The following is a 20,956-nucleotide window of genomic DNA, read 5'->3' on the forward strand; positions in this document are numbered from 1 at the left end:
CACACTCATGACGGGCTTAACATTTGTCAATAATCGCGGATTTTTTGGGGAAAATACTTGACTTTGTGTTTCTTTCTGTCAAAAATGCCCTATTGGTAACTGCAATTGCCCGGTTCGTAGTAAATTGTATGATATCAAAAGGGCTGACTTGGGAAAAATGTATCACGTTTTTCAATTAGTCTGGCGAGTACAAAAGTATTTTTATAGGATGACCCTTTTATTATGGCAACAGGAACAGTCAAGTGGTTTAACGATGCTAAAGGTTTTGGCTTTATTACACCGGAAGATGGGGGAGAAGATTTGTTTGCACACTTTTCCGCAATTAACATGAACGGATTCAAAACTCTTAAAGAAGGACAGCGGGTTCAGTTTGAGGTAACCCAGGGCCCGAAAGGCAAGCAAGCCTCAAACATTCAGGCTGCCTGATTATTTCAGGCTCTATAAAAACCTCACAGCTGTGGGGTTTTTTTTCGCCTGCAAAATACGTAACATCCGAAGCAGATATACTTTTATTTTAATCCGTTATCCCGTTTTGCGCTTTTTACCATGACACTCGAAAAACTCCTTCAAAGCCAGGGCTTTGGCAGCCGGAAAACCTGCCGTACACTGATCAGCGAGGGACGGGTATCCGTAGCGGGCAAACGCTGCACTGATCCGCAGGCAAACATCGATACGGACAACCTGTTTTTTGAAGTGGATAAGCAACGCTGGCGTTACCGTGAACGCGTTTATATCGCCATGCACAAACCGCCAGGATTTGAATGCTCACACCAACCACAGCATCATCCCAGTGTTTTTTCCCTGCTTCCCGAACAATTGATACAGCGGGGGGTGCAATGTGCCGGACGGCTGGACCAGGATACAACAGGACTGCTTTTTTTCTCTGATGATGGCGCATTCATCCATGCGATGATTTCGCCAAAAAAAATGGTATCAAAAATCTATGAAGCCCGGGTACGGCATGCCCTGCAACCGGAACTGTTCGAAGCGCTTTGTGCCGGTGTTTTGCTGCATGGTGAAAAATCACCTGTTGCCGCACTCTCCTGTACGCCACTTGACTCGCATCGGCTAAGCCTGTCAATTGCGGAGGGGAAGTACCATCAGGTCAAGAGAATGGTGGCAGCAGCAGGAAATCGCGTTGAAAAACTCCACCGTAGCGCCATTGGCAGTTTGGTGCTGGACGAAAGCCTGCCACAGGGCAACTGGCGCTGGATTGAAGCCGATGAGCTTTCCCTTTTGGGCTATGTGCCAGCCTAAGGCGTATTAATACGCCCTAATGGCTTCGTTTCCTGGGCAGATACAGGTCCGTAATGCTGCCCAGCCCCGCTTCAGCCGCCAGCATGACGGTCTCGGAAAGCGTCGGATGCGCATGAACGGTCAACGCCATATCTTCCAGGTCAGCCCCCATCTCCAGCGCAAGCACCAATTCAGCCAGCAATTCTCCTGCATTCATGCCGGCAATGGCCCCTCCCATGATCTTTTTGGTATCCGGGTCCCAGATCAGCTTGGTCAGGCCATCATCCCGCGCCATGGTCAGCGCCCGCCCGGAAGCTGACCAGGGGAAAACGGATTTTTCATAAGGAATCCCCCTTGATTGCGCCTCGATCTCTGTCAGGCCCATCCAGGCAATTTCAGGGTCTGTATAGGCAACGGAAGGAATCGTCTGCACATCAAAAGCCGTTTTTTCTCCGGCAATGACTTCCGCAGCCACCTTACCCTGTGCACTGGCCTTATGCGCAAGCATTGGCTCCCCGCATATGTCACCAATCGCAAAAATATGGGGAATATTGGTTCGCTGCTCGCTGTCGACCGGAATAAAGCCTGCCTCATCAATACGGACACCGGCATTTTCCGCGCCTATGGCCCTGCCGTTTGGCCGCCTGCCAACCGCGACCAGTACCTTGTCAAATTTCTGCGGTTCTGCTGGCGCCCCCTCACCTTCCAGCCTTGCCTGCAGTAAATCGCCTTTGGGCTCAAGCGCTGTTACGCGGGTGTTAAGGTAAATGGCTTCATACCGCTGGCTGATGCGGTTATGGAGGATACGAACCACATCAGCATCAGCCGATGCGACCAGCTGTGGCGCGGCTTCAACAACCGTTATCCGGGTACCGAAAGCATCATAGGCACATGCCATTTCCAGCCCGATGATCCCGCCGCCAATCACCAGCATCTTTTCCGGAATATTTTGCAGGTCCAGCGCACCGGTTGAATCCATCAGTGCCGGATGATCGTAGGGGAACCCGGGAATCCGGGTCGCAGAAGAGCCGGCAGCAATAATGGCATGAACGAAGCGGATGCGCTTTTCCCCTTCTGCTGTCTGTATGGTCATCGTATGGGGTGAGGTAAATGAACCCGTGCCCTGCACCACCTGTACCTGCCGAGCCCGTGCCAGCGAGGCAAGGCCATCAGTCAGTTTTTTGACGACATGGTTTTTCCAGGTCCGCAGGTTTTCCGCTTCAATGACCGGTTTTCCCATCCGGATGCCAAAACCGGCCATTTCATCGGCTTCGGTAATCACCCTGGCGGCATGAAGAAACGCTTTTGAGGGAATACAGCCGACATTCAGGCAAACACCGCCCAAAGCGGCGTAGCGCTCAACCAGTATGACCTTCTGCCCCAGATCCGCGGCCCTGAATGCCGCAGTATATCCTCCCGGTCCCGCACCCAGCACCAGGGTGTCACACTCTCCGTCTATCCGACTGATTTCATTTTGGCTCATCTGCGTCCTTTCGATTCTGCCTGATAGGAAAAAAGTATCTGCTAATTCCGCACAGGCGTCAGAGCAAGGTTTTTTTCATGTCGGCAAGCAACGCTGCCAGATAAGAAGCAAAGCGCGCCCCATCCGCCCCATCGATTGCCCGATGGTCGTAGGCAAGAGACAGTGGCAGGATCAAACGCGGAACAAATTCACTCCCGTCCCATACGGGCTTCATGCTCATGCGTGACAATCCGATAATGGCCACCTCCGGCGCATTGATGAAGGGCGTAAAATACGTGCCGCCGATCCCGCCCAGGGAAGTAATCGTAAAACTGGCGCCCTGCATCCCGGATGGGCCAAGCCGGCCCTGCCTGGCCTTTTCCGCCAGTGACGCCACCTCCCTGGCGATTTCCGCAATACCTTTCTGATCCACATTTTTAACAACGGGCACCATCAGACCCTGGGGGGTATCCGCAGCAAACCCTACGTTGTAGTACCGTTTCAGGATCAGGCTTTCTTTCCTTTCATCCAGTGCGGCATTGAACTGGGGATATTTTTTCAGCGCCGTCACACAAGCCTTTATCACAAACGACAGCATGGTCAACCTGACACCCTCTGCCTCAAGCCGTTTATTCTCTGATTGCCTGAAGCTTTCCAGTTCCGTCACATCCGCATCTTCGTACTGTGTCACATGCGGGATCATCAGCAGATTGCGATGCAAATTGGGGCCGCTGATCTGCTTGATCCGCGACAGGGGGAGTTTTTCTGTCGGGCCGAATGCACTGAAATCGAGCGATGGCCATACCGGAAAATCAGCATAACCCGCCAAACCGCCGCCGGGCGAAGCACCCCCGGCAAGGGAAGATTTGACAAAAGCCAGTACATCTTCCCGCAGAATGCGTGCCTTCGGACCGCTTCCCCGCACACGGGAAAGATCCACCCCCAATTCACGCGCAAACTTCCTGACAGAAGGAGAGGCATGTGCGACGCCGCCTGAGGCGCTCACCGGTTCTGGCACAGGTTCTGTCGAGAGATCAGGTAATGAGGCAGGCGGAGGTGACGCTTCTGCCGGCGGTTCAATTTTTTCAGCAGAAGGGGCAGCAGGGCTTTCTTCTTTTTCCGGCACCAATGCCTCATCCACTTCCATTATCAGGAGCAGTGCCCCTTCTGATACCTTGTCTCCCAAACTGACCTTCAGTTCCCTGACAACCCCATCACGGGGAGAAGGAATTTCCATACTGGCCTTGTCTGATTCGACCGTAACGAGTGACTGGTCACGCCTGATCCGGTCACCCACGCTGACCATGACTTCAATAACATCCACCGCCTTGAAGTCGCCGATATCCGGCACCCTGATTTCTTCCAGACTCATAACACAGTCCCTTCAGTCAGGCATCGCCTGGTGTTGTAATTTTCCCGATATCCCATTGTGGTGCACTTACTCGTATACCGGATTGGGCTTGTTCACATTAATCGCATATTTCCGGATAGCCGCCGCAACGGTCGAGCCGGAAATCGCCCCCTCTCTCGCAAGGGATTGTAATGCCGACAACGTGATGTAATAACGATCCACCTCAAAGAAATGACGCAAATTGGCCCGGGTGTCGGAGCGTCCGAACCCGTCTGTTCCCAATACGGTATAACGGCGATCCGGGGGAATATAGGCACGAATCTGCTCGGCAAAGGCCCGCACATAATCTGTCGATGCGATGATCGGCCCTGCTGTCTCGCCAAGGCACTGTGTGACATAAGGGATACGCTGTTCCTCATCCGGATGCGCCAGGTTCCAGTGCTCAGCCTCCTGCCCGTCCCGCGCGGCCATCGTAAACGACGGGACAGACCAGACATCCGCTGCGATATTCCAGTCATTTTTCAGGAGTTCGGCTGCCGCCAGCGCCTCACGCAGGATCGCACCTGAACCCAGAAGCTGCACCCGGTGCCTGGTCTCCTTTTCCCCTGCCTCAAAGAGATACATCCCTTTGAGAATGCCTTCCTCCTGCCCAGGCTTCAAGCCCGGCTGCGGATAGGACTCATTCATGATCGTGATGTAATAAAACACGTCTTCCTGCTGCTGAACCATGCGTTTTAAACCATCATGGATAATCACTGCCACTTCATGGGCAAAGGTGGGATCATATGGTCGGCAGGAAGGAATGGTGGCGGCCATGACATGGCTTTGTCCATCTTCATGCTGCAACCCTTCCCCGTTTAATGTCGTCCTGCCGGCAGTGCCGCCCATCAAAAATCCGCGCGCCATCGAATCGGCTGCGGCCCAGATCAGATCACCGGTGCGCTGGAAACCGAACATGGAATAAAAGGTATAAAACGGGATCATGATGCGATTGTGTGTGGAATAGGCGGTTGCTGCCGCAATCCATGAACTCGTTCCCCCTGCCTCACTGATGCCTTCCTGAAGAATCTGTCCGCTCTTGTCCTCACGGTAGTACATGACCTGGTCGATATCCACCGGCTCATACAGCTGCCCCTGCTGGCTGAAAATGCCAATCTGCCGGAAAAGCCCTTCCATGCCAAAGGTGCGGGACTCATCCACCATGATCGGCACAATACGGTTGCCCAGCGCCGTGTCCCGCAACAGCAGGTTGATCATGCGGACATATGCCTGGGTACTGGAAGTTTCCCTGCCAGCCGCAGAAGGTTCCAGCACCGGCTGGAAAGCCGAAAGGGGTGGAACAGGCAACAATTCATCCGCTTTTCTCCGCCGCTGCGGTAAAAAACCGCCCAGCGCCTTACGCTTTTCTTTCAGGTAAACCATTTCGGGCGCATCATCAGCCGGCTTGTAAAATGGCACCTCGTAAAGCGCTTCATCCGGAATGGGCACCCCGGCACGATCACGCAGCATACGGACAATATAGTCATCCAGTTTCTTGACCTGGTGGGCGATGTTAAGTCCTTCCGCAGCATCCCCCATGCCATACCCTTTGACGGTTTTGCAGAGAATAACGGTTGGCTGCCCCTTGTGGTCAGAAGCCGCCTTGAACGCTGCATACACCTTTCTCGGATCATGGCCGCCACGGGAAAGACGATAGATCTCGTCATTGGACAAATTGGCTACCATATCAAGCGTGCGCGGGTCCTTGCCAAAGAAATGCTCCCGGGCATATACCCCGTCCTGTACCGTGTAATTCTGGTATTCCCCGTCTACTGTACTCATCATGATCGCTTTGAGCGCGTTGTCATGGTCCTGCTCCAAAAGCGCATCCCAGTCCGAACCCCAGATCACCTTGATCACATTCCACCCCGCACCGCGAAAATCCGACTCAAGCTCCTGGATAATCTTGCCATTTCCCCTGACAGGGCCATCCAGGCGCTGCAGGTTGCAATTGACCACCATGATCAGGTTATCCAGATTTTCCCGTGATGCCATGCCGATGGCCCCCATGGATTCCGGCTCATCCATCTCGCCGTCACCGCAAAACACCCAAACCTTGCGATCGGTTGTATCGGTAATACCCCGCGCCTGCAGATATTTCATGAAACGCGCCTGGTACAGCGCCGTCATGGGCCCAAGCCCCATCGAAACCGTCGGGAACTGCCAGAAATCATGCATCAGCTTGGGATGTGGATAGGATGAAAGGCCGTTCCCCCCTACTTCCCGGCGGAAATTGGCCAGTTGTTCCTCGCTCAAGCGTCCTTCCAGAAAAGCCCGCGCGTACACGCCCGGTGATGAGTGCCCCTGAAAATAAACCAGATCCCCTTCATGATCGGCAGTGGGCGCATGCCAGAAATGATGGAATCCCGTCTCAAACATGGTGGCAACAGAAGTATACGAAGCGATATGACCGCCCAGCCCGTCATTGCCCTTGTTTGCCCTGACGACCATTGCCATGGCATTCCATCGCATCAATGCCCTCAAGCGTGACTCCAGCTCCATATTGCCGGGGGAAGGTGCTTCCAGATGGGGTGGTATAGTATTGATATAAGCCGTCGTAGTGGAAAAGGGCAATGCTATACCTTCGCTGCGCCCCAGATCGGCAAGTCGCTCCATAAGAAAACGGGCACGTTCGGGACCTTCATTTCTGATGACGGAAACAAGTGAATCAAGCCATTCGGCTGTTTCCTGTTCATCCGTATCCTCAACGGTTCCGGCGGAAATGGGGTTCAATGGATTCGGCATAGTAACCTCTCAAAACGTATTCTGGAACGGAAACATCCCAGAGTCATTCCATGAAAATGACCGTATCTTTTTTCAGTCACCCTAACACCCTGTCATTAAAGATGATTATAGCGTTTCTGGCTCTGCTTTATTTTTATTTCTGGCAAACAACTATTAAAAATGATTATAGCGTTTCTGGCTCTGCCTTATTTTTATTTCTGGCAAACAACTTTTTTCCCAATTCCCAATCTGTGAGAAAATAGCGGTTTTTATTTATGCTGATCCTGGTTATTCAATCAGGATCAGCAGATTAATCTCAACAGGAAATATAATCCTGTATTTCGTTTTTAACAGCTTTTTTTACCAAACAACATGACTGCCGAAATAATTAATGGAAACCTGCTGGCGCAGGATCTTCGTGTCGATATCGCTGCGCGTGCGGCAAAACTGACTGAACAGGGCGTAACACCAGGGCTTGCCGTCATCCTCGTGGGTGACAGCGCGGCATCAATGGTTTACGTGATGAACAAGGAAAAAGCCTCAAAGGCAATGGGTATTCATTCCGTACTGGAAAGATATGATGCCGATTTCAGTGAAACGGCACTTCTGGAGCGCATTCAGGCCTTGAATGAAGATCCGGCCATCCACGGCATCCTGGTCCAGTTGCCGCTTCCGCCACATATCGATACGCACAAGGTGATTGCGGCAATCAAACCGGAAAAAGACGTGGACTGCTTCAATGTCATCAACGCAGGCCTTCTGATGACCGGCCGCCCGCAAATCAGGCCCTGCACACCTTATGGTGTGATGAAGATGCTCGAATCCATCGACTATCCGATTACAGGCGCCCACGCCGTTATCGTCGGCGCATCCAATATCGTCGGCAAGCCGATGGCCATGATGCTCCTGCAAGCTGGCGCAACTATCACGATCTGCAACTCCAAAACCCGTGACCTTGCCTACCACACCCGCCTGGCGGATATTCTCATTGCTGCAACCGGGCAGCGTAATATCATCAAGGCCGACATGATCAAACCGGGCGCAGTTGTGATTGACGTAGGGGTTGAACGTGACGAAAACGGCAAACTCTGGAGCGATGTGGATTTTCCTAATGTCAAAGAAGTCGCCGGTTACATCTCCCCGGTTCCTGGCGGTGTCGGTCCCATGACCATCACCATGTTGCTGGTCAATACCATTGAAGCAGCAGAAAAAAAACTGCAGGAAAAACTTCAGGCGGAAAAATAAGTCCAATGTCCGGACATACCGCTACAATAAAGGTGCGCTGTTTGCGCACCTTTGCTTTTCAACCGAATTGTTTTTCCGAAAGCGTCTTATGCCCAATCCATTACTTGTTTTTGACGGCCTTCCGCAGTTTGATGCCATCACACCGGAACACATCACACCCGCGATGGATGAACTGCTGGCCAGATGCCGTGCTGTCGTTGTTGAGCAGGAAAAACCGGAAACCGGCATTGACTGGGATCATTTTATCGTTCCACTCGAAGATGCCACAGAAGCGCTCAGCCGCTCGTGGGGAATCGTCCGCCACATGAATGCGGTTGTGGATACGCCCGCACTGCGTGCCGCTTACAATGAAAACCTCCCGAAAATTACGGAATTCTGGACATCGCTTTCCCAGAATCTGGCCATTTTTGATAAATACCGCCAGCTCCGTGAGAGCGCCGGTTTTGAAAAACTCTCGCCGGCACGTAAAAAAATCATTGAGAATGCCCTGCGCGATTTCCGCCTGGGCGGCGCAGAACTGCCGGAAGACAAAAAACCGCGTTTTGCTGAAATCCAGGAAAAAATGGCGGCTATTTCCACCCGTTTTTCAGAAAACGTGCTCGATGCCACCAATGATTTTTCCCTTTATATTGAAGATGAGAAGACGCTGTCCGGCCTGCCTGAGGACGCCATGCACGCGGCGGCTTCCGCAGCACAGCGGGAGGGAAAAACCGGCTACAAGTTCACCCTGCACTTCCCTTCCTATTACCCGATCATGCAGTTTGCGAACAACCGGGAACTGCGGGAAACGCTTTACCGTGCGTACGTGACGCGTGCTTCCGAACTGGGCGTCAACCCGGAATGGAACAATTCGGACAATATTCTGGAACTTTTGCGATTGCGCCGTGAAGAAGCCACGCTGCTGGGCTATGGCAATTACGCCGAAGTCTCCCTGGTGCCCAAAATGGCACAAAGCCCGCATGAAGTCATCGCTTTCCTGGAAGATCTCGCCGTACAGGCAAAACCCTTTGCAACGCAGGATATGGAAGCATTGCGCACCTTTGCACAGGAAACGCTTGGCATCGACGATGTATCGGCATGGGACATGGCTTATGTATCGGAAAAACTGCGGGAAAAACGCTATGCCTTTTCCGAGCAGGAGGTCAAGCAATACTTTCCTGAGCCGCGTGTGACTGAAGGATTATTCAAGCTGATACAGACGCTTTTCGGCGTAACCGTTCTGCCCGATACCGCCCCCGTCTGGCACAAGGATGTCAAATTTTTCCGGGTGGAGAAAGATGGCCGGCTGATCGGCCAGTTTTACCTGGACCTTTATGCCCGCCCAGGCAAACGCGGCGGCGCCTGGATGGATGACGCCATCAGCCGGCGCAGGACAAAAGCCGGCATCCAGACCCCGGTGACCTACCTCACCTGCAACTTTACCGAACCGGCGGAAAAGGATGGCAAAATCCAGCCCGCCTGCTTTACACACAGCGAAGTCATCACGCTTTTCCACGAATTCGGCCACGGGCTGCATCACCTGCTGACAAAAATGGAAGAACTGAGCGTTTCGGGTATTGCCGGCGTGGAATGGGATGCGGTGGAACTCCCCTCCCAGTTCATGGAAAATTTCTGCTGGGAGTGGGATGTGCTGTCCCACATGACGGCCCACGAAACAACCGGCCAACCCCTGCCGCGGGATCTCTTTGACAAAATGACCGCGGCCAAAAACTTCCAGTCCGGCCTGCAGATGCTGAGGCAAATTGAATTTTCCCTGGCTGACATGCACCTCCATTATGATTTTGATCCCGATGGCAAAAAAACCGTCCAGGAGGTGCTGGATGAAATCAGGGCGCGCTTTGCGGTGGTTCTCCCGCCGGAATTCAATCGCTTCCTGCACTCCTTCAACCACATCTTTGCGGGGGGATATGCTGCCGGCTACTACAGCTATAAATGGGCAGAGGTTCTCTCGGCAGACGTATACAGCGCCTTTGAAGAAGCCCAGTCTGATGGCACCAACATGATTTCTCCTGCGATGGGCAGCCGGCTGCTGGAAGAAATTCTGTCGGTTGGCGGCTCTCGTGGCGCAATGGAATCCTTTGAGGCTTTTCGCGGAAGAAAACCCTCGATTGATGCACTGTTAAGGCACAATGGACTGATAAATTCCGCACGATAAATCTGTAACCATCCGGATTTTTCCGCTAAACTGGTGAAACGCTGATTAAATGATTTTGGGAGATGAAGTGCACGGAGCGCAGCAATTCGCTCACAAAGCCATTTAAGCAGTGTTTCCCTGGATATCATCCGTTTTTAGCCGGTAGCCGAAATGACAAAAATCGAGTTTCGTACTGACATCGCAGACAAAATCAGCTATACCTGCCGCTGGGTACGAAAGGCGCTTTCCGTGTCGTCAACGCCAGGTATCGTACTGTTTGTCCGCGATCGCACACAACTGGCCCGGCTGGATGAAGCCCTGTGGACCTTTTCAGACCAGGACTTCCTGCCGCATGCTTTGGCCAATGATCCCAGGGCATTTCGCGCACCGGTTATCCTGACTGACAACGACTCCATTGAGTTGCCGCACCATCAGGTCCTTGTCAATCTGTCAGACACCATTCCTTCCTGCTTTGCCCGCTTTGAACGGCTGCTTGAACTCGTCTCGACAGACGAGGCAGATACGGCTGCCGGCCGCGAGCGTTACGCCCACTACCGCCAGCGTGGCTATATCCTGCATCATGAGGCTACCCGATGAGAGGGAACAAACGGGTCGCCTTCGCCACCAACTCACCACCTGTCCTGACGGACAAGTTCAAGGCGGCGAAGATGAATGAACTCGCTAAAAATCCCGGCATTCCTGTTCTGACCGACATCCTGCATTCGCCGGAAAAAAAGCGCACCCCGGTTCCGGTCAAGTCACCGGCTCCCGTTAAACCGTCTGTGCCGGCGGAGGCATCGCTAGACAAGCTGCCATGGAATGAACTTGAAGAACGGTTGACAGGGCGCATTCGCAAGCAGGTGATCGAACGGCTGGACTTTGTGCTGGATGACAATCTTTCACAACATGTTTCATCGGTACTGGGACAGGTAGTCACCCTGCTTGCCGATGAAATCAAGCATGACATGCAAAAGACACTGGAAGTTATTGTGACCCATGCCATCTCGGCAGAACTGCAGCAGATGAAAAACAAGCGGGAACAGCTGGAAAACAACGCGACTTCGTCTGAAACGTGACCATGCGGCCTGAAATAGTTAACATGCCGGATAACGGATTTATTACATCAACGGGGGACCAGTGAAAGTCATTGTATTGGGTTCAGGAATTGTCGGCACCGCGTCAGCCTGGTTTATCCGGCAGGAAGGTCATGAGGTTACCGTGATTGACCGGCAACCCGGCCCCGCCCAGGAAACCACCTTTGCCAACGGCTGCCAGATATCGGTTTCCCATTCTGAACCCTGGGCCAATCCTTCGGCTCCGAAAAAAATCCTGAAATGGCTGGGTAAAGCCGACGCACCCCTGCTTTACCGTTTTCGGGCTGAAAAACTGCAATGGCAGTGGGGCCTGCGTTTCTTGAGGCAATGCACGCGCGGCAAAACAGCCTATAACATCCGCCAGTGCGTGTCACTGGCAGACTTCAGCCTGCGCACGCTACGGGCTCTCCGGGCGGAAGTGAACATTGAGTATGATCACCTGTCCCGCGGCATCATGCACTTTTACACTGACAAGGATGAATTCGACGCATCCAAACCGGGAGCGGAACTGATGACCTCACTGGGATGCCCGCGTAATTCGATTGACCCCGAAGAGGTTGTCCGCATTGAACCGGCACTGGCATCCATCAAGGACAAACTGGTTGGCGGCGATTACACGCCGGGTGACGAACATGGTGATGCCCGCGCATTTACCATTGGCCTGGCCGAAAAAGCGGCTGAAAGGGGCGTGGAATTCCGCTTCAATACCACCGCCATTCGCCTGTTGACTGAAGGCGCTGGCGCAACCGCCCGCATCGTTGGTATCGAAACCATCAACAGCAACGGCGAATACGAAGTCCTGAAAGCCGATGCTTTTGTGGTTTCCATGGGCAGTTTCTCAGCGCCCTTTCTCAAACCACTTGGCATCGATCTGATGATTTATCCTGCCAAAGGCTATTCGGCGACCTATCCCATTATCAACTCCGATGCAGTACCGTCTGTTTCCCTGATTGATGCGGAATACAAGCTGGTTTTTGCCAGGCTGGGCGACCGCTTCCGTGTGGGAGGCACCGCCGAAATGAATGGTTACGGGCGCGAGCTCAATATGGCCAGATGCGAAGCGCTGACCAAGCGTACCCGGGAACTGTTCCCGGAAGGGTGCGACTACAGCCAGCCGCATTACTGGAGCGGCTTAAGACCCATGACCCCTTCCAATATCCCGTATATCGGCAAAACCAAATACGGCAACCTTTTCTTAAATACCGGCCACGGCACACTCGGATGGACAATGGGGTGTGGCTCGGGCCGCGTGATTGCGGATATTATTTCCGGGCGGCAGCCGGAAGTTAACTTCAAATTCACCGGTATGTAATGTGCCCCCTGGTAACATCGGCAAACAGGAATGACAAAAACCGGTAAAAAAAATGATTGCCCTTGCGGAAGCGGACAGGTCTTTGACCGGTGTTGCAACCGCTTCCTTTCCGGCCAGGAAGCGCCCCGGACCCCGCTGGAACTGATGTGCTCCCGGTACACCGCCTATACCCGGCAGGATAGCCGGTATCTCCGGCATACCTGGTATCCAAACGCCATGCCTGAAGGCGCTTTAGCGGCTGACCCCTCCATAAAGTGGATTCGCCTGCACATCATCCGCCACGAGGAAGAGGGTGACGACGGGCTGGTTGAATTCATCGCCCATTACAAGGTGAACGGGCGCGCCCGGAAACTGCACGAAACCAGCCGGTTTTTACGGGAAGGGGGGAAATGGTATTATCTGGATGGAACATTCAACGAGTAACACCTTTATGACCGTATCAGAAAACTCCCTTTCATCCCAAATCGTTTCACGCAGCCTGCAAAGTGTATGGCACCCCTGTACACAGATGCAGCATCATGAGCAGTTTCCGCTGGTTGCACTCGCCAGTGGCAAAGGCGCCTGGCTCTTTGATCAGGATGGCCGCCGCTTTCTGGATGCCATCAGTTCATGGTGGACCAACCTTTTCGGTCACGCTAATCCGCGCATCAATGCCGCACTGAGAGACCAGATGGAAAAGCTGGAGCACGCCATGCTCGCCGGTTTTACCCACGAACCGGTTGTCGAGCTGTCGGAGCGCCTGTCGGCCATGACAGGCGGAAAACTCGGCCATTGCTTTTATGCCTCAGATGGTGCATCCGCTGTGGAAATTGCGCTGAAAATGAGTTTTCATGCCTGGCGCAACCTGGGCTTGCCGGAAAAACAGGAATTTGTCTGCCTGGAAAAAAGTTATCACGGCGAAACGCTCGGCGCATTATCCGTTACCGATGTGACGCTTTTTCGGGATGCTTACGCCCCGCTTTTGCGCAATGTGCATATCGTGCCCTCGCCCGATGCCAGAAAGGCACAACAGGGAGAGAGCGCTGAAGATGTGGCTGTTTCAGCAGCCAGTGCACTGGAAAAACTATTTGAAGAAAGAGCAGGAAAAATTGCCGCGCTGATTGTCGAACCACTGATTCAGTGTGCCGCGGGATTTGCCATGTATGACCCGCTTTACCTCAAAAAGGCACGGGAATTGTGCGACCGCTACCAGGTTCACCTGATCGCCGATGAAATAGCGGTGGGCTGCGGGCGTACCGGGACCTTCTTTGCCTGTGAACAGGCCGGCATATGGCCGGATTTCCTTACCCTGTCAAAAGGCATCAGCGGCGGATACCTGCCGCTGTCCCTTGTGATGACAACGAATGCCATTTACCGGCTTTTTTACAGCGAGGAATTTGCCAGGGGATTTCTGCACTCCCACTCCTACACCGGCAACCCGCTGGCCTGCCGCGCGGCACTTGCCACGCTGGATATTTTCAGGGATGATGCGGTGTTGGAAAAAAATCAGGCACGCGCGCAAACACTGACGGAAAAACTCGCCCCCTTGGCCAATCATGAGCGAATCCGTCATTTCCGGCACTGCGGCATGATATGGGCATTTGATGTCACCCTGCCCCAACCGGAACAACTCATGACGTTCCCCGGAAAAATTTTCACGGCAGCGCTTGACCATGAAATACTGCTGCGCCCGATCGGCAATACTATTTACCTGATGCCACCTTACATTCTGGATGAAGAAGAAATGGCATACCTGTCAGCAGGAACGCTGGCCACGCTTGAAAAGGTTTTACCCCCATGAAACAGTTTTCCTGCTTTGTTACCGGGACAGATACCGGTGTCGGCAAAACACTGGTGACCTGTGCCATCATTCATGGCCTCTCTCAGCAGGGAATGACGGTTGCCGGCATGAAACCGGTGGCCGCCGGCGTCACCCTGCAAAACCGCCAGTGGCATAACGAGGATACCGATGCCATCATCAGTGCATCCAGCATCATGCTGCCTCCCGCGCTTGTGACCCCTTACCTGCTGAAAACCGCCATATCACCGAACATTGCGGCCTCCCTGGAAAATACGGTTATTCAATGGCCGCGAATCAGTGACAGTTACGACCAGATCCGGGAAATGGCCCCTTCCGTCATTATCGAAGGTATTGGCGGATTCAAGGTCCCGCTTTCGGAAAGCTACACAGCGGCCGATCTTGCGGTACAATTCGGGCTGCCCGTGATACTGGTTGTCGGGCTGCGGCTGGGGTGCCTGAACCACGCACTCCTGTCGGCAGAAGCCATTCTGTCACGGGGACTTCCCCTGACAGGCTGGGTCGCCAACCACATTGACCCGATGATGCTGTATGATGCGGAAAACATCGCATCACTGGAACAGCATATTCCGGCACCGCGGCTGGCTGCGATTCCCTATATCAAAAATGCTTCCATTGTTGAAGCAGCGAAGTATTTTGACTTTTCAACGCTGAAAAGTCAGTAACCACACAATCATTATCTGACATTTAAGGACATCAACACATGTCACAACCTGTTATTTTTCACAAGAAACCGGCACCGGCCACGCTTGCCGCAACCGCAACCTGGCCGACAGAAGAAGTGCTTGCCCTTTTTGAACTGCCGTTCAATGAATTGCTCTTTCGCGCACAGGAAATCCACCGGACCAGCTTTCCAGAAAAAGACATTGAACTGGCAACACTGATCTCGCTGAAAACCGGGGGATGCACGGAAGATTGCGGATACTGCTCACAGTCATCCCACCACGACACCGATGTCAAAGCGAGCAAAATGCTGTCTTTGGATACGGTTCTTGATGCCGCAAGAGAAGCCAGGGCCAATGGCGCCACCCGTTTCTGCATGGGGGCTTCGGGCCGTTCGCCGAACGACCGTGACATGGAAAAATATGAAGAAATGGTGCGCGCAGTCAAGGGACTCGGTCTGGAGACCTGCGCCACCCTGGGTATGCTCCAGGATGACCAGGCAAAACGCCTGAAAGAAGCCGGGCTGGACTATTACAACCATAATCTGGACACTTCGCCAACTCATTACGGCACTATCATTTCCACGCATAACTACCAGGACCGCCTCGACACGCTCGGACGAGTGAGAAAAGCCGGCCTGAAAGTCTGCTGCGGCGGCATCATCGGCATGGGAGAATCGCGCCGTCAGCGGGCAGAGCTGATTTCCCAGCTCGCCAATCTGAACCCTTATCCTGAATCGGTTCCCATCAATCATCTGGTTGCGATTGAAGGCACACCCCTTTATGGCGTGGAAGCACTGGATCCCCTCGAATTTGTCCGCACCATTGCCGTTGCACGCATCGTCATGCCGCAGGCGCGTGTGCGCATGTCGGCCGGCAGGCGCGAACTGGGGGATACGGTCCAGGCGCTGTGCTTTTTAGCGGGGGCCAATTCGATCTTTTATGGCGATAAACTGCTGACAACGGAAAATTCCGAGGCAGAAGATGACCGGGTGCTCCTTGACAAGCTGGGTCTGAAAACCAAGCAGGTTACCGAGGTCAAGGCACGCATGCCGGGTCTCAAAGACCATGACCACGAGCATGACCACCATCATGCGCATTCTATACTATAACGCAGGAGAAAATCCTGATCTCTGGCTGCCTCGTCTGGAAGCAGCTCTGCCTGAAGCGGATATCCGCGAATGGAAAGCTGGTGACAACGCACCGGCAGATTATGCACTGGTCTGGAAGCCGCCCCGGGACATGCTATCAGGCCGTACCGGGCTCAAGGCCGTTTTTAATCTTGCCGCAGGCGTGGATGCGATTTTGGACAGGCAACATGTTCTGCCTGAAAACGTGCCGATCATACGGCTGGAAGATGCCGGCATGGCTGTCCAGATGGCCGAATATGTCACTCATGCTGTTTTGCGCTACTTCCGCCATTTTGACGAATATGACACTTTCGCCAGCAGGCACGAATGGCATCCGCTTGAATCGGCTGACAAGGCTGGCTTTACCATCGGTATCCTGGGACTTGGGGTGATGGGCAAACGGGTTGCCAAAGCGCTTTTGCACTTCGGCTTCCCGGTCAGGGGCTGGAGCAGAACCCCCAGACAGATTGATGGTGTCGCCAGTTTTTCTGGCAATGGTGAACTGGATGCTTTTCTGAATAGGACCAGTGTACTGGTCTGCCTTTTGCCCCTGACACCAGAGACCACCGGCATATTGAACAGACGCTGCTTTTCGCGCCTGAAACCGGGCGCATTTCTCATCAACGCCGGGCGCGGCGCCCATCTCATTGAATCCGACCTGATGGATGCGTTGGATTCCGGGCAAATCCGTGCGGCCACACTGGACGTTACGGTTACCGAACCGCTGCCGCCATCCCATCCTTTCTGGCAGGACGGGCGAATCACCATCACACCCCATATTGCCGCAAAGACGCTTCGTGATGAAACCATTGCCCAGGTGACGCAAAAGCTGAGGGCATTGGAACAAAACGGAATAACAAGCGGGATAGTGGACAGAAAGCGCGGCTACTGAGCTGCATCAGGCAAACAAAAAAACGGCTGCATGATAACATCCAGCCGTTTCAAACTTTTCCCCGCCTGTGCCGCTATGTCCGCATCTTGAACCTGAGGTTCAAGGTGGTCACGGTAAGCCGATTTCGGGTTCATCGAACTAGCGACGCGCACGCCCATCGAACAAGTTCCGCAACCGATGCTGATGAATGGTTCAAAGACTAATGACAATCGCAAACACCGCAGGGAATCTTCAGTCTACCTGATTCTCTGTGTGTGTCAACCTGTTTTTTGATGGAATATTGCGCTGTTTTAAGGAAACGCTGATTAACTGATTTTGGGAGATGAAGGGCAAGGCAAACGGAGCGCGGCAACCAGGACATATCTTAAGACAGGCGAAGGTGGCGAGCACCGCGTAACGCAGCAATTCGCTCACAAAGTCTCAGGGTCAGGCCTCATTAATTTTCCGTTTGCGAAAAGCCGTTTTGTTTCAAAGGGCAAGGCGCAGCGGGAAATGGGGACACAGGCGTAGCAACCCTACGTCAAGTTCCCATTTTTCGATGCAACGCCGCCATTTGGGACACAACGGCTTTGCAGCAGGCAATTTAATGAAGCCTGACCCTAATATCAGCGGTTCCTCAGAAGAGATCTTCCTGGGGCGCCAGCGCCTTGTCCAGCGCCTCATGCATAAGCGCAATTTTCTGTCTGACTTCAGACAGCGTGAAATCTGAGAGGGGCCCTCTTGGCGCCTTTACCGACAGCAGTTCGGCTGCAATCGAAATAGAAGCCATCATGGCAATCCGGTCATTGCCGCGAACCTTTCCGGCATCACGGATCGCACACATCTTGTCGTCCAGATAGGCAACCGCTTCGCGCAAGGGACGCTCTTCGCCTTCCTGGCATGCCAGCCGGTATGACTGGCCCATAATGGTGACGTCAACGTGGATCATTCACCAGCCTCCTCTTCTTCCATCACGGCCATTGGCAGGGTGCTGATCAATCCAGCAATCCGCTCTCTGGCCTGGGCAAGACGCTGATTCACGATGCTTTGCTCGCCTGTCAGCTCGGCATTGCGGATGCGTAATTCCGCATTTTCGCGGCGCAAAGCCACTGTCAGCTCGGCCAACTGGTTTATTTTTTCAGCAAGCGATTCAAAATCGGAAGTCATGTCTGGCGGTACTATGGAAATTCAGTAACAGGATAAAAACCATGTAACACTATTGCACAGATAACCTGTGTTGTGTACCATCCTGTGACTTGAAATTAATAAACTGATTTAGCGTACTGATTTTACATCCTTTTGGTGATTTTTGTTCATTGCCAATAAATTATTAACCGGCAAGGGCAAATTCTGACCCGTACGCACCCGACCTGCTGATGAGTATACTTCCTTCACAATCAACCACTGCTTTTGTCATTACCATAGACGGTCCTACGGCTTCCGGCAAAGGCACGGTTGCCCAGATTGTGGCAGAGAGGCTGGGATTTCATTACCTGGATTCCGGCGCACTGTACCGTCTGGTCGCCCTTTCTGTGCTGCGCTCCGGCACATCCATTGAAGACGAAGCGGCTGTCGCGAAACTGGCCAAAACCCTGCCCTGCCATTTTGAGAATGGCCGGATATTTCTTGCCGATGACGATGTAACCGACACCATTCGCGCTGAAAATGTCGGCAATATGGCTTCCCGCGTTGGCGCCCTGCCTGCTGCCAGAGCCACCCTTTTTTCATTACAGACAGGCTTCAAACGCCCGCCAGGCCTCGTTGCAGATGGCCGTGACATGGGAACCGTGATCTTTCCTGACGCCGAACTCAAGGTCTTTTTGACGGCCAGTGTGGAGGCTCGCGCGCAAAGACGTTATAAGCAGTTGATAGAAAAAGGATTTCCTGCTAAAATTTCCGATCTTCGCCAGGACCTTCACGAGAGGGACCAGCGCGACACTTTCAGAAGCATCGCGCCACTGGCGCCTGCTGCTGACGCAAAGCCCCTTGATACCACCCATCTCGGGATTGAAGAGGCTGTCAGTCAGATACTGGAATGGTACGCGGCGAAAAAGCATTAATCAGCAGTATTTATGTTGTACCGGTGCATCACAGGCACCGGTTTTATTAACCTGACCCGGTTGATTTTTCACAATGAATGGAAAACACCGGCTTATTCCTTTTTAAATTCTAATCTATGTCAACTGTATCAACCCAAGCTCCTGGACAGGAAAGTTTTGCAGCTCTTTTTGAAGAATCCCTTGCACGTCATGACATGCGTTCCGGCGAAGTTATCTCTGCCGAAGTCATGCGTTTTGACCACAATTTTGTTGTCGTCAATGCGGGCCTGAAATCCGAATCCTTTATCCCCATTGAGGAATTCAAAAACGATATCGGCGAACTGGAAGTCAAGGTAGGCGACTATGTTTCTGTCGCCATTGAATCACTGGAAAACGGCTACGGCGACACCATCCTGTCGCGCGACAAGGCCAAACGCCTGGCCTCATGGCTCGCGCTTGAAAAAGCCATGGAATCCGGTGAAATCGTCACCGGCACGGTAAACGGCAAAGTCAAAGGCGGTCTGACCGTCCTGACCAATGGCATCCGCGCCTTCCTGCCCGGTTCACTGGTTGATACCCGTCCGGTAAAAGATACGTCACCGTACGAAGGCAAGACACTGGAATTCAAGGTTATCAAACTTGATCGCAAACGCAACAACGTGGTCCTTTCCCGTCGTGCCGTTGTTGAGGCCTCCATGGGTGAAGAACGCCAGAAACTGATGGAAACCCTGAAAGAGGGTACCGTTGTCAATGGTGTGGTCAAGAACATTACCGATTACGGCGCATTTATCGATCTGGGTGGTATTGATGGGCTGCTGCACATCACCGATCTGGCATGGCGCCGCGTCCGCCATCCGTCCGAAATGCTGACGGTTGGCCAGGAAATCACCGCCAAGGTCCTGAAATACGATCAGGAAAAAAATCGCGTCTCCCTGGGCGTCAAGCAATTGGGTGACGATCCCTGGGCCGGCCTTTCCCGCCGTTATCCGCAAGGCACCCGTCTCTTCGGCAAGGTGACCAACCTGACTGACTACGGTGCTTTCGTTGAAGTCGAGCAGGGTATTGAAGGCCTCGTACACGTTTCCGAAATGGACTGGACGAACAAAAACGTTGCACCAAACAAAGTGGTCAAACTGGGCGACGAAGTGGAAGTCATGGTGCTGGAAATCGACGAAGAACGTCGCCGTATCAGCCTCGGCATGAAGCAGACCAAGGCAAACCCATGGGAAGACTTTGCGCTGACCCACAAAAAAGGCGACAAGGTCAGCGGTGCCATCAAATCCATTACCGATTTTGGTGTGTTCATTGGCCTGCCGGGCAACATCGACGGCCTGGTTCATCTGTCCGATCTTTCCTGGTCAGAACCGGGCGAAACCGCTGTTCACCAGTACAAGAAAGGTGACGAACTCGAAACCGTCGTTCTCGCCATCGATGTCGATCGTGAGCGTGTCTCTTTAGGCGTCAAGCAACTGGAAGGCGACCCGGTCAACAACTACATTGCCATGAATGACAAAGGTTCCATCGTTACCGGTACCGTCAAGTCTGTTGAGCCGAAAGGCGCCGTCATTCAACTGACAGACGATGTGGAAGGCTATCTGCGTGCATCTGAAATTTCACGTGACCGCGTGGAAGATGCCTCTACCCATCTGAAAGTCGGCGATACGGTTGAAGTCATGATTATCAATGTTGATCGCAAGTCACGTGCAATCCAGCTGTCCATCAAGGCAAAAGACCAGCAGGATACACAGGAAGCCATGCAGAAAATGCAGAGTGATTCCAGCGCGGCCTCCGGCATGACCAGCCTGGGCGCACTGCTCAAGGCAAAATTCGACAACAAAGAATAATCTGATCGGAAATGC

Annotated in this window: 19 protein-coding genes and 1 other RNA gene; 14 read left to right on the top strand and 6 right to left on the bottom strand. The window is 53.1% G+C overall.

Annotation, left to right across the window (positions count from 1 at the left end; genetic code table 11):
- The first annotated feature begins 222 nt into the window (after positions 1-222).
- A complete protein-coding gene (gene cspE / locus NB640_RS05480; RefSeq protein ID WP_269310195.1) occupies positions 223-426 on the top strand; it encodes a transcription antiterminator/RNA stability regulator CspE in 204 nt (67 codons plus the stop codon).
- A 120-nt stretch (positions 427-546) separates the two neighbouring features.
- Positions 547-1,257: a pseudouridine synthase gene (locus NB640_RS05485; RefSeq protein WP_269310196.1), complete on the top strand. Its 711-nt coding sequence runs from the start codon at positions 547-549 to the stop codon at positions 1,255-1,257.
- A 16-nt stretch (positions 1,258-1,273) separates the two neighbouring features.
- On the opposite strand, the gene lpdA is transcribed toward NB640_RS05485, so the two are convergent.
- From lpdA to aceE, 3 genes are all read right to left on the bottom strand, one after another.
- Complete coding sequence (gene lpdA / locus NB640_RS05490; RefSeq protein ID WP_269310197.1) at positions 1,274-2,719, bottom strand: dihydrolipoyl dehydrogenase; 1,446 nt, start codon at positions 2,717-2,719, stop codon at positions 1,274-1,276.
- A 58-nt stretch (positions 2,720-2,777) separates the two neighbouring features.
- Positions 2,778-4,070 carry a dihydrolipoyllysine-residue acetyltransferase gene (locus tag NB640_RS05495; protein ID WP_269310198.1) on the bottom strand — a complete coding sequence of 431 codons (1,293 nt, stop codon included), beginning with the start codon at positions 4,068-4,070 and terminating at the stop codon, positions 2,778-2,780.
- A 66-nt stretch (positions 4,071-4,136) separates the two neighbouring features.
- Positions 4,137-6,833, bottom strand: coding sequence for a pyruvate dehydrogenase (acetyl-transferring), homodimeric type (gene aceE / locus NB640_RS05500; protein WP_269310199.1), 2,697 nt, complete (start codon positions 6,831-6,833; stop codon positions 4,137-4,139).
- Positions 6,834-7,184: 351 nt separating this feature from the next.
- On the opposite strand from aceE, the gene NB640_RS05505 reads away from it, so the two are divergent.
- From NB640_RS05505 to NB640_RS05550, 10 genes are all read left to right on the top strand, one after another.
- On the top strand, positions 7,185-8,057 hold the full coding sequence (locus NB640_RS05505) for a bifunctional methylenetetrahydrofolate dehydrogenase/methenyltetrahydrofolate cyclohydrolase (RefSeq protein WP_269310200.1): 873 nt from the start codon (positions 7,185-7,187) through the stop codon (positions 8,055-8,057).
- Positions 8,058-8,145: 88 nt separating this feature from the next.
- Entirely contained in the window at positions 8,146-10,212 is a 2,067-nt protein-coding gene (locus NB640_RS05510) for a M3 family metallopeptidase (protein ID WP_269310201.1), read from the top strand.
- A gap of 150 nt (positions 10,213-10,362) precedes the next feature.
- Positions 10,363-10,788, top strand: coding sequence for a DNA polymerase III subunit chi (locus tag NB640_RS05515; RefSeq protein ID WP_269310202.1), 426 nt, complete (start codon positions 10,363-10,365; stop codon positions 10,786-10,788).
- Positions 10,785-11,267, top strand: a complete 483-nt coding sequence (locus NB640_RS05520; protein WP_269310203.1) for a hypothetical protein — start codon at positions 10,785-10,787, stop codon at positions 11,265-11,267. Before NB640_RS05515 ends, NB640_RS05520 begins: the two co-directional genes overlap by 4 nt.
- A 61-nt stretch (positions 11,268-11,328) precedes the next feature.
- On the top strand, positions 11,329-12,597 hold the full coding sequence (locus NB640_RS05525) for a D-amino acid dehydrogenase (RefSeq protein ID WP_269310204.1): 1,269 nt from the start codon (positions 11,329-11,331) through the stop codon (positions 12,595-12,597).
- Positions 12,598-12,627: 30 nt separating this feature from the next.
- The gene (locus NB640_RS05530) at positions 12,628-13,020 is read left to right on the top strand and encodes a YchJ family protein (RefSeq protein ID WP_269310205.1); all 393 of its coding nucleotides are present in this window, start codon (positions 12,628-12,630) and stop codon (positions 13,018-13,020) included.
- Between the two features lie 7 nt (positions 13,021-13,027).
- Positions 13,028-14,377 carry an adenosylmethionine--8-amino-7-oxononanoate transaminase gene (locus NB640_RS05535; RefSeq protein ID WP_269310206.1) on the top strand — a complete coding sequence of 450 codons (1,350 nt, stop codon included), beginning with the start codon at positions 13,028-13,030 and terminating at the stop codon, positions 14,375-14,377.
- Entirely contained in the window at positions 14,374-15,060 is a 687-nt protein-coding gene (gene bioD, locus NB640_RS05540) for a dethiobiotin synthase (protein WP_269310207.1), read from the top strand. The genes NB640_RS05535 and bioD overlap by 4 nt, the downstream gene beginning before the upstream one ends.
- A 38-nt stretch (positions 15,061-15,098) precedes the next feature.
- Positions 15,099-16,169 (top strand): biotin synthase BioB, encoded by a 1,071-nt coding sequence (gene bioB / locus NB640_RS05545; protein WP_269310208.1) that lies wholly within the window; start codon positions 15,099-15,101, stop codon positions 16,167-16,169.
- On the top strand, positions 16,150-17,079 hold the full coding sequence (locus NB640_RS05550; protein ID WP_269310400.1) for a 2-hydroxyacid dehydrogenase: 930 nt from the start codon (positions 16,150-16,152) through the stop codon (positions 17,077-17,079). The genes bioB and NB640_RS05550 overlap by 20 nt, the downstream gene beginning before the upstream one ends.
- Positions 17,080-17,133: 54 nt before the next feature.
- On the opposite strand, the gene ssrS is transcribed toward NB640_RS05550, so the two are convergent.
- The 3 genes from ssrS to NB640_RS05565 form a co-directional block, all read right to left on the bottom strand.
- Positions 17,134-17,309, bottom strand: a non-coding RNA gene (gene ssrS, locus NB640_RS05555) — 6S RNA.
- A 386-nt stretch (positions 17,310-17,695) separates the two neighbouring features.
- Positions 17,696-18,007: a cell division protein ZapA gene (locus NB640_RS05560; RefSeq protein ID WP_269310209.1), complete on the bottom strand. Its 312-nt coding sequence runs from the start codon at positions 18,005-18,007 to the stop codon at positions 17,696-17,698.
- Positions 18,004-18,225, bottom strand: a complete 222-nt coding sequence (locus NB640_RS05565; RefSeq protein WP_269310210.1) for a DUF904 domain-containing protein — start codon at positions 18,223-18,225, stop codon at positions 18,004-18,006. The genes NB640_RS05560 and NB640_RS05565 overlap by 4 nt, the downstream gene beginning before the upstream one ends.
- 209 nt (positions 18,226-18,434) lie before the next feature.
- Between NB640_RS05565 and cmk the strand changes: the two genes are divergently transcribed.
- Together cmk and rpsA are read left to right on the top strand one after the other, a co-directional pair.
- Entirely contained in the window at positions 18,435-19,118 is a 684-nt protein-coding gene (cmk, locus tag NB640_RS05570; protein WP_269310211.1) for a (d)CMP kinase, read from the top strand.
- 116 nt (positions 19,119-19,234) lie between these two features.
- Positions 19,235-20,941 carry a 30S ribosomal protein S1 gene (rpsA, locus tag NB640_RS05575; RefSeq protein ID WP_269310212.1) on the top strand — a complete coding sequence of 569 codons (1,707 nt, stop codon included), beginning with the start codon at positions 19,235-19,237 and terminating at the stop codon, positions 20,939-20,941.
- The last annotated feature ends 15 nt before the right edge of the window (positions 20,942-20,956 follow it).

Origin of the sequence: Oxalobacter vibrioformis, assembly GCF_027118995.1 — a bacterium.
Lineage (GTDB): Bacteria > Pseudomonadota > Gammaproteobacteria > Burkholderiales > Burkholderiaceae_D > Oxalobacter > Oxalobacter vibrioformis.

What these genes read in the sequence shown, in the direction of transcription:
- NB640_RS05560 (WP_269310209.1), bottom strand. Translation starts at nt 18,007, where the DNA reads ATGATCCACGTTGACGTCACCATTATGGGCCAGTCATACCGGCTGGCA.
- lpdA (WP_269310197.1), bottom strand. Translation starts at nt 2,719, where the DNA reads ATGAGCCAAAATGAAATCAGTCGGATAGACGGAGAGTGTGACACCCTG.
- aceE (WP_269310199.1), bottom strand. Translation starts at nt 6,833, where the DNA reads ATGCCGAATCCATTGAACCCCATTTCCGCCGGAACCGTTGAGGATACG.
- rpsA (WP_269310212.1), top strand. Translation starts at nt 19,235, where the DNA reads ATGTCAACTGTATCAACCCAAGCTCCTGGACAGGAAAGTTTTGCAGCT.
- cspE (WP_269310195.1), top strand. Translation starts at nt 223, where the DNA reads ATGGCAACAGGAACAGTCAAGTGGTTTAACGATGCTAAAGGTTTTGGC.
- NB640_RS05535 (WP_269310206.1), top strand. Translation starts at nt 13,028, where the DNA reads ATGACCGTATCAGAAAACTCCCTTTCATCCCAAATCGTTTCACGCAGC.
- bioD (WP_269310207.1), top strand. Translation starts at nt 14,374, where the DNA reads ATGAAACAGTTTTCCTGCTTTGTTACCGGGACAGATACCGGTGTCGGC.
- NB640_RS05520 (WP_269310203.1), top strand. Translation starts at nt 10,785, where the DNA reads ATGAGAGGGAACAAACGGGTCGCCTTCGCCACCAACTCACCACCTGTC.
- NB640_RS05515 (WP_269310202.1), top strand. Translation starts at nt 10,363, where the DNA reads ATGACAAAAATCGAGTTTCGTACTGACATCGCAGACAAAATCAGCTAT.
- NB640_RS05565 (WP_269310210.1), bottom strand. Translation starts at nt 18,225, where the DNA reads ATGACTTCCGATTTTGAATCGCTTGCTGAAAAAATAAACCAGTTGGCC.
- NB640_RS05510 (WP_269310201.1), top strand. Translation starts at nt 8,146, where the DNA reads ATGCCCAATCCATTACTTGTTTTTGACGGCCTTCCGCAGTTTGATGCC.
- NB640_RS05505 (WP_269310200.1), top strand. Translation starts at nt 7,185, where the DNA reads ATGACTGCCGAAATAATTAATGGAAACCTGCTGGCGCAGGATCTTCGT.
- NB640_RS05550 (WP_269310400.1), top strand. Translation starts at nt 16,150, where the DNA reads ATGCGCATTCTATACTATAACGCAGGAGAAAATCCTGATCTCTGGCTG.
- cmk (WP_269310211.1), top strand. Translation starts at nt 18,435, where the DNA reads ATGAGTATACTTCCTTCACAATCAACCACTGCTTTTGTCATTACCATA.
- NB640_RS05485 (WP_269310196.1), top strand. Translation starts at nt 547, where the DNA reads ATGACACTCGAAAAACTCCTTCAAAGCCAGGGCTTTGGCAGCCGGAAA.
- bioB (WP_269310208.1), top strand. Translation starts at nt 15,099, where the DNA reads ATGTCACAACCTGTTATTTTTCACAAGAAACCGGCACCGGCCACGCTT.
- NB640_RS05495 (WP_269310198.1), bottom strand. Translation starts at nt 4,070, where the DNA reads ATGAGTCTGGAAGAAATCAGGGTGCCGGATATCGGCGACTTCAAGGCG.
- NB640_RS05530 (WP_269310205.1), top strand. Translation starts at nt 12,628, where the DNA reads ATGACAAAAACCGGTAAAAAAAATGATTGCCCTTGCGGAAGCGGACAG.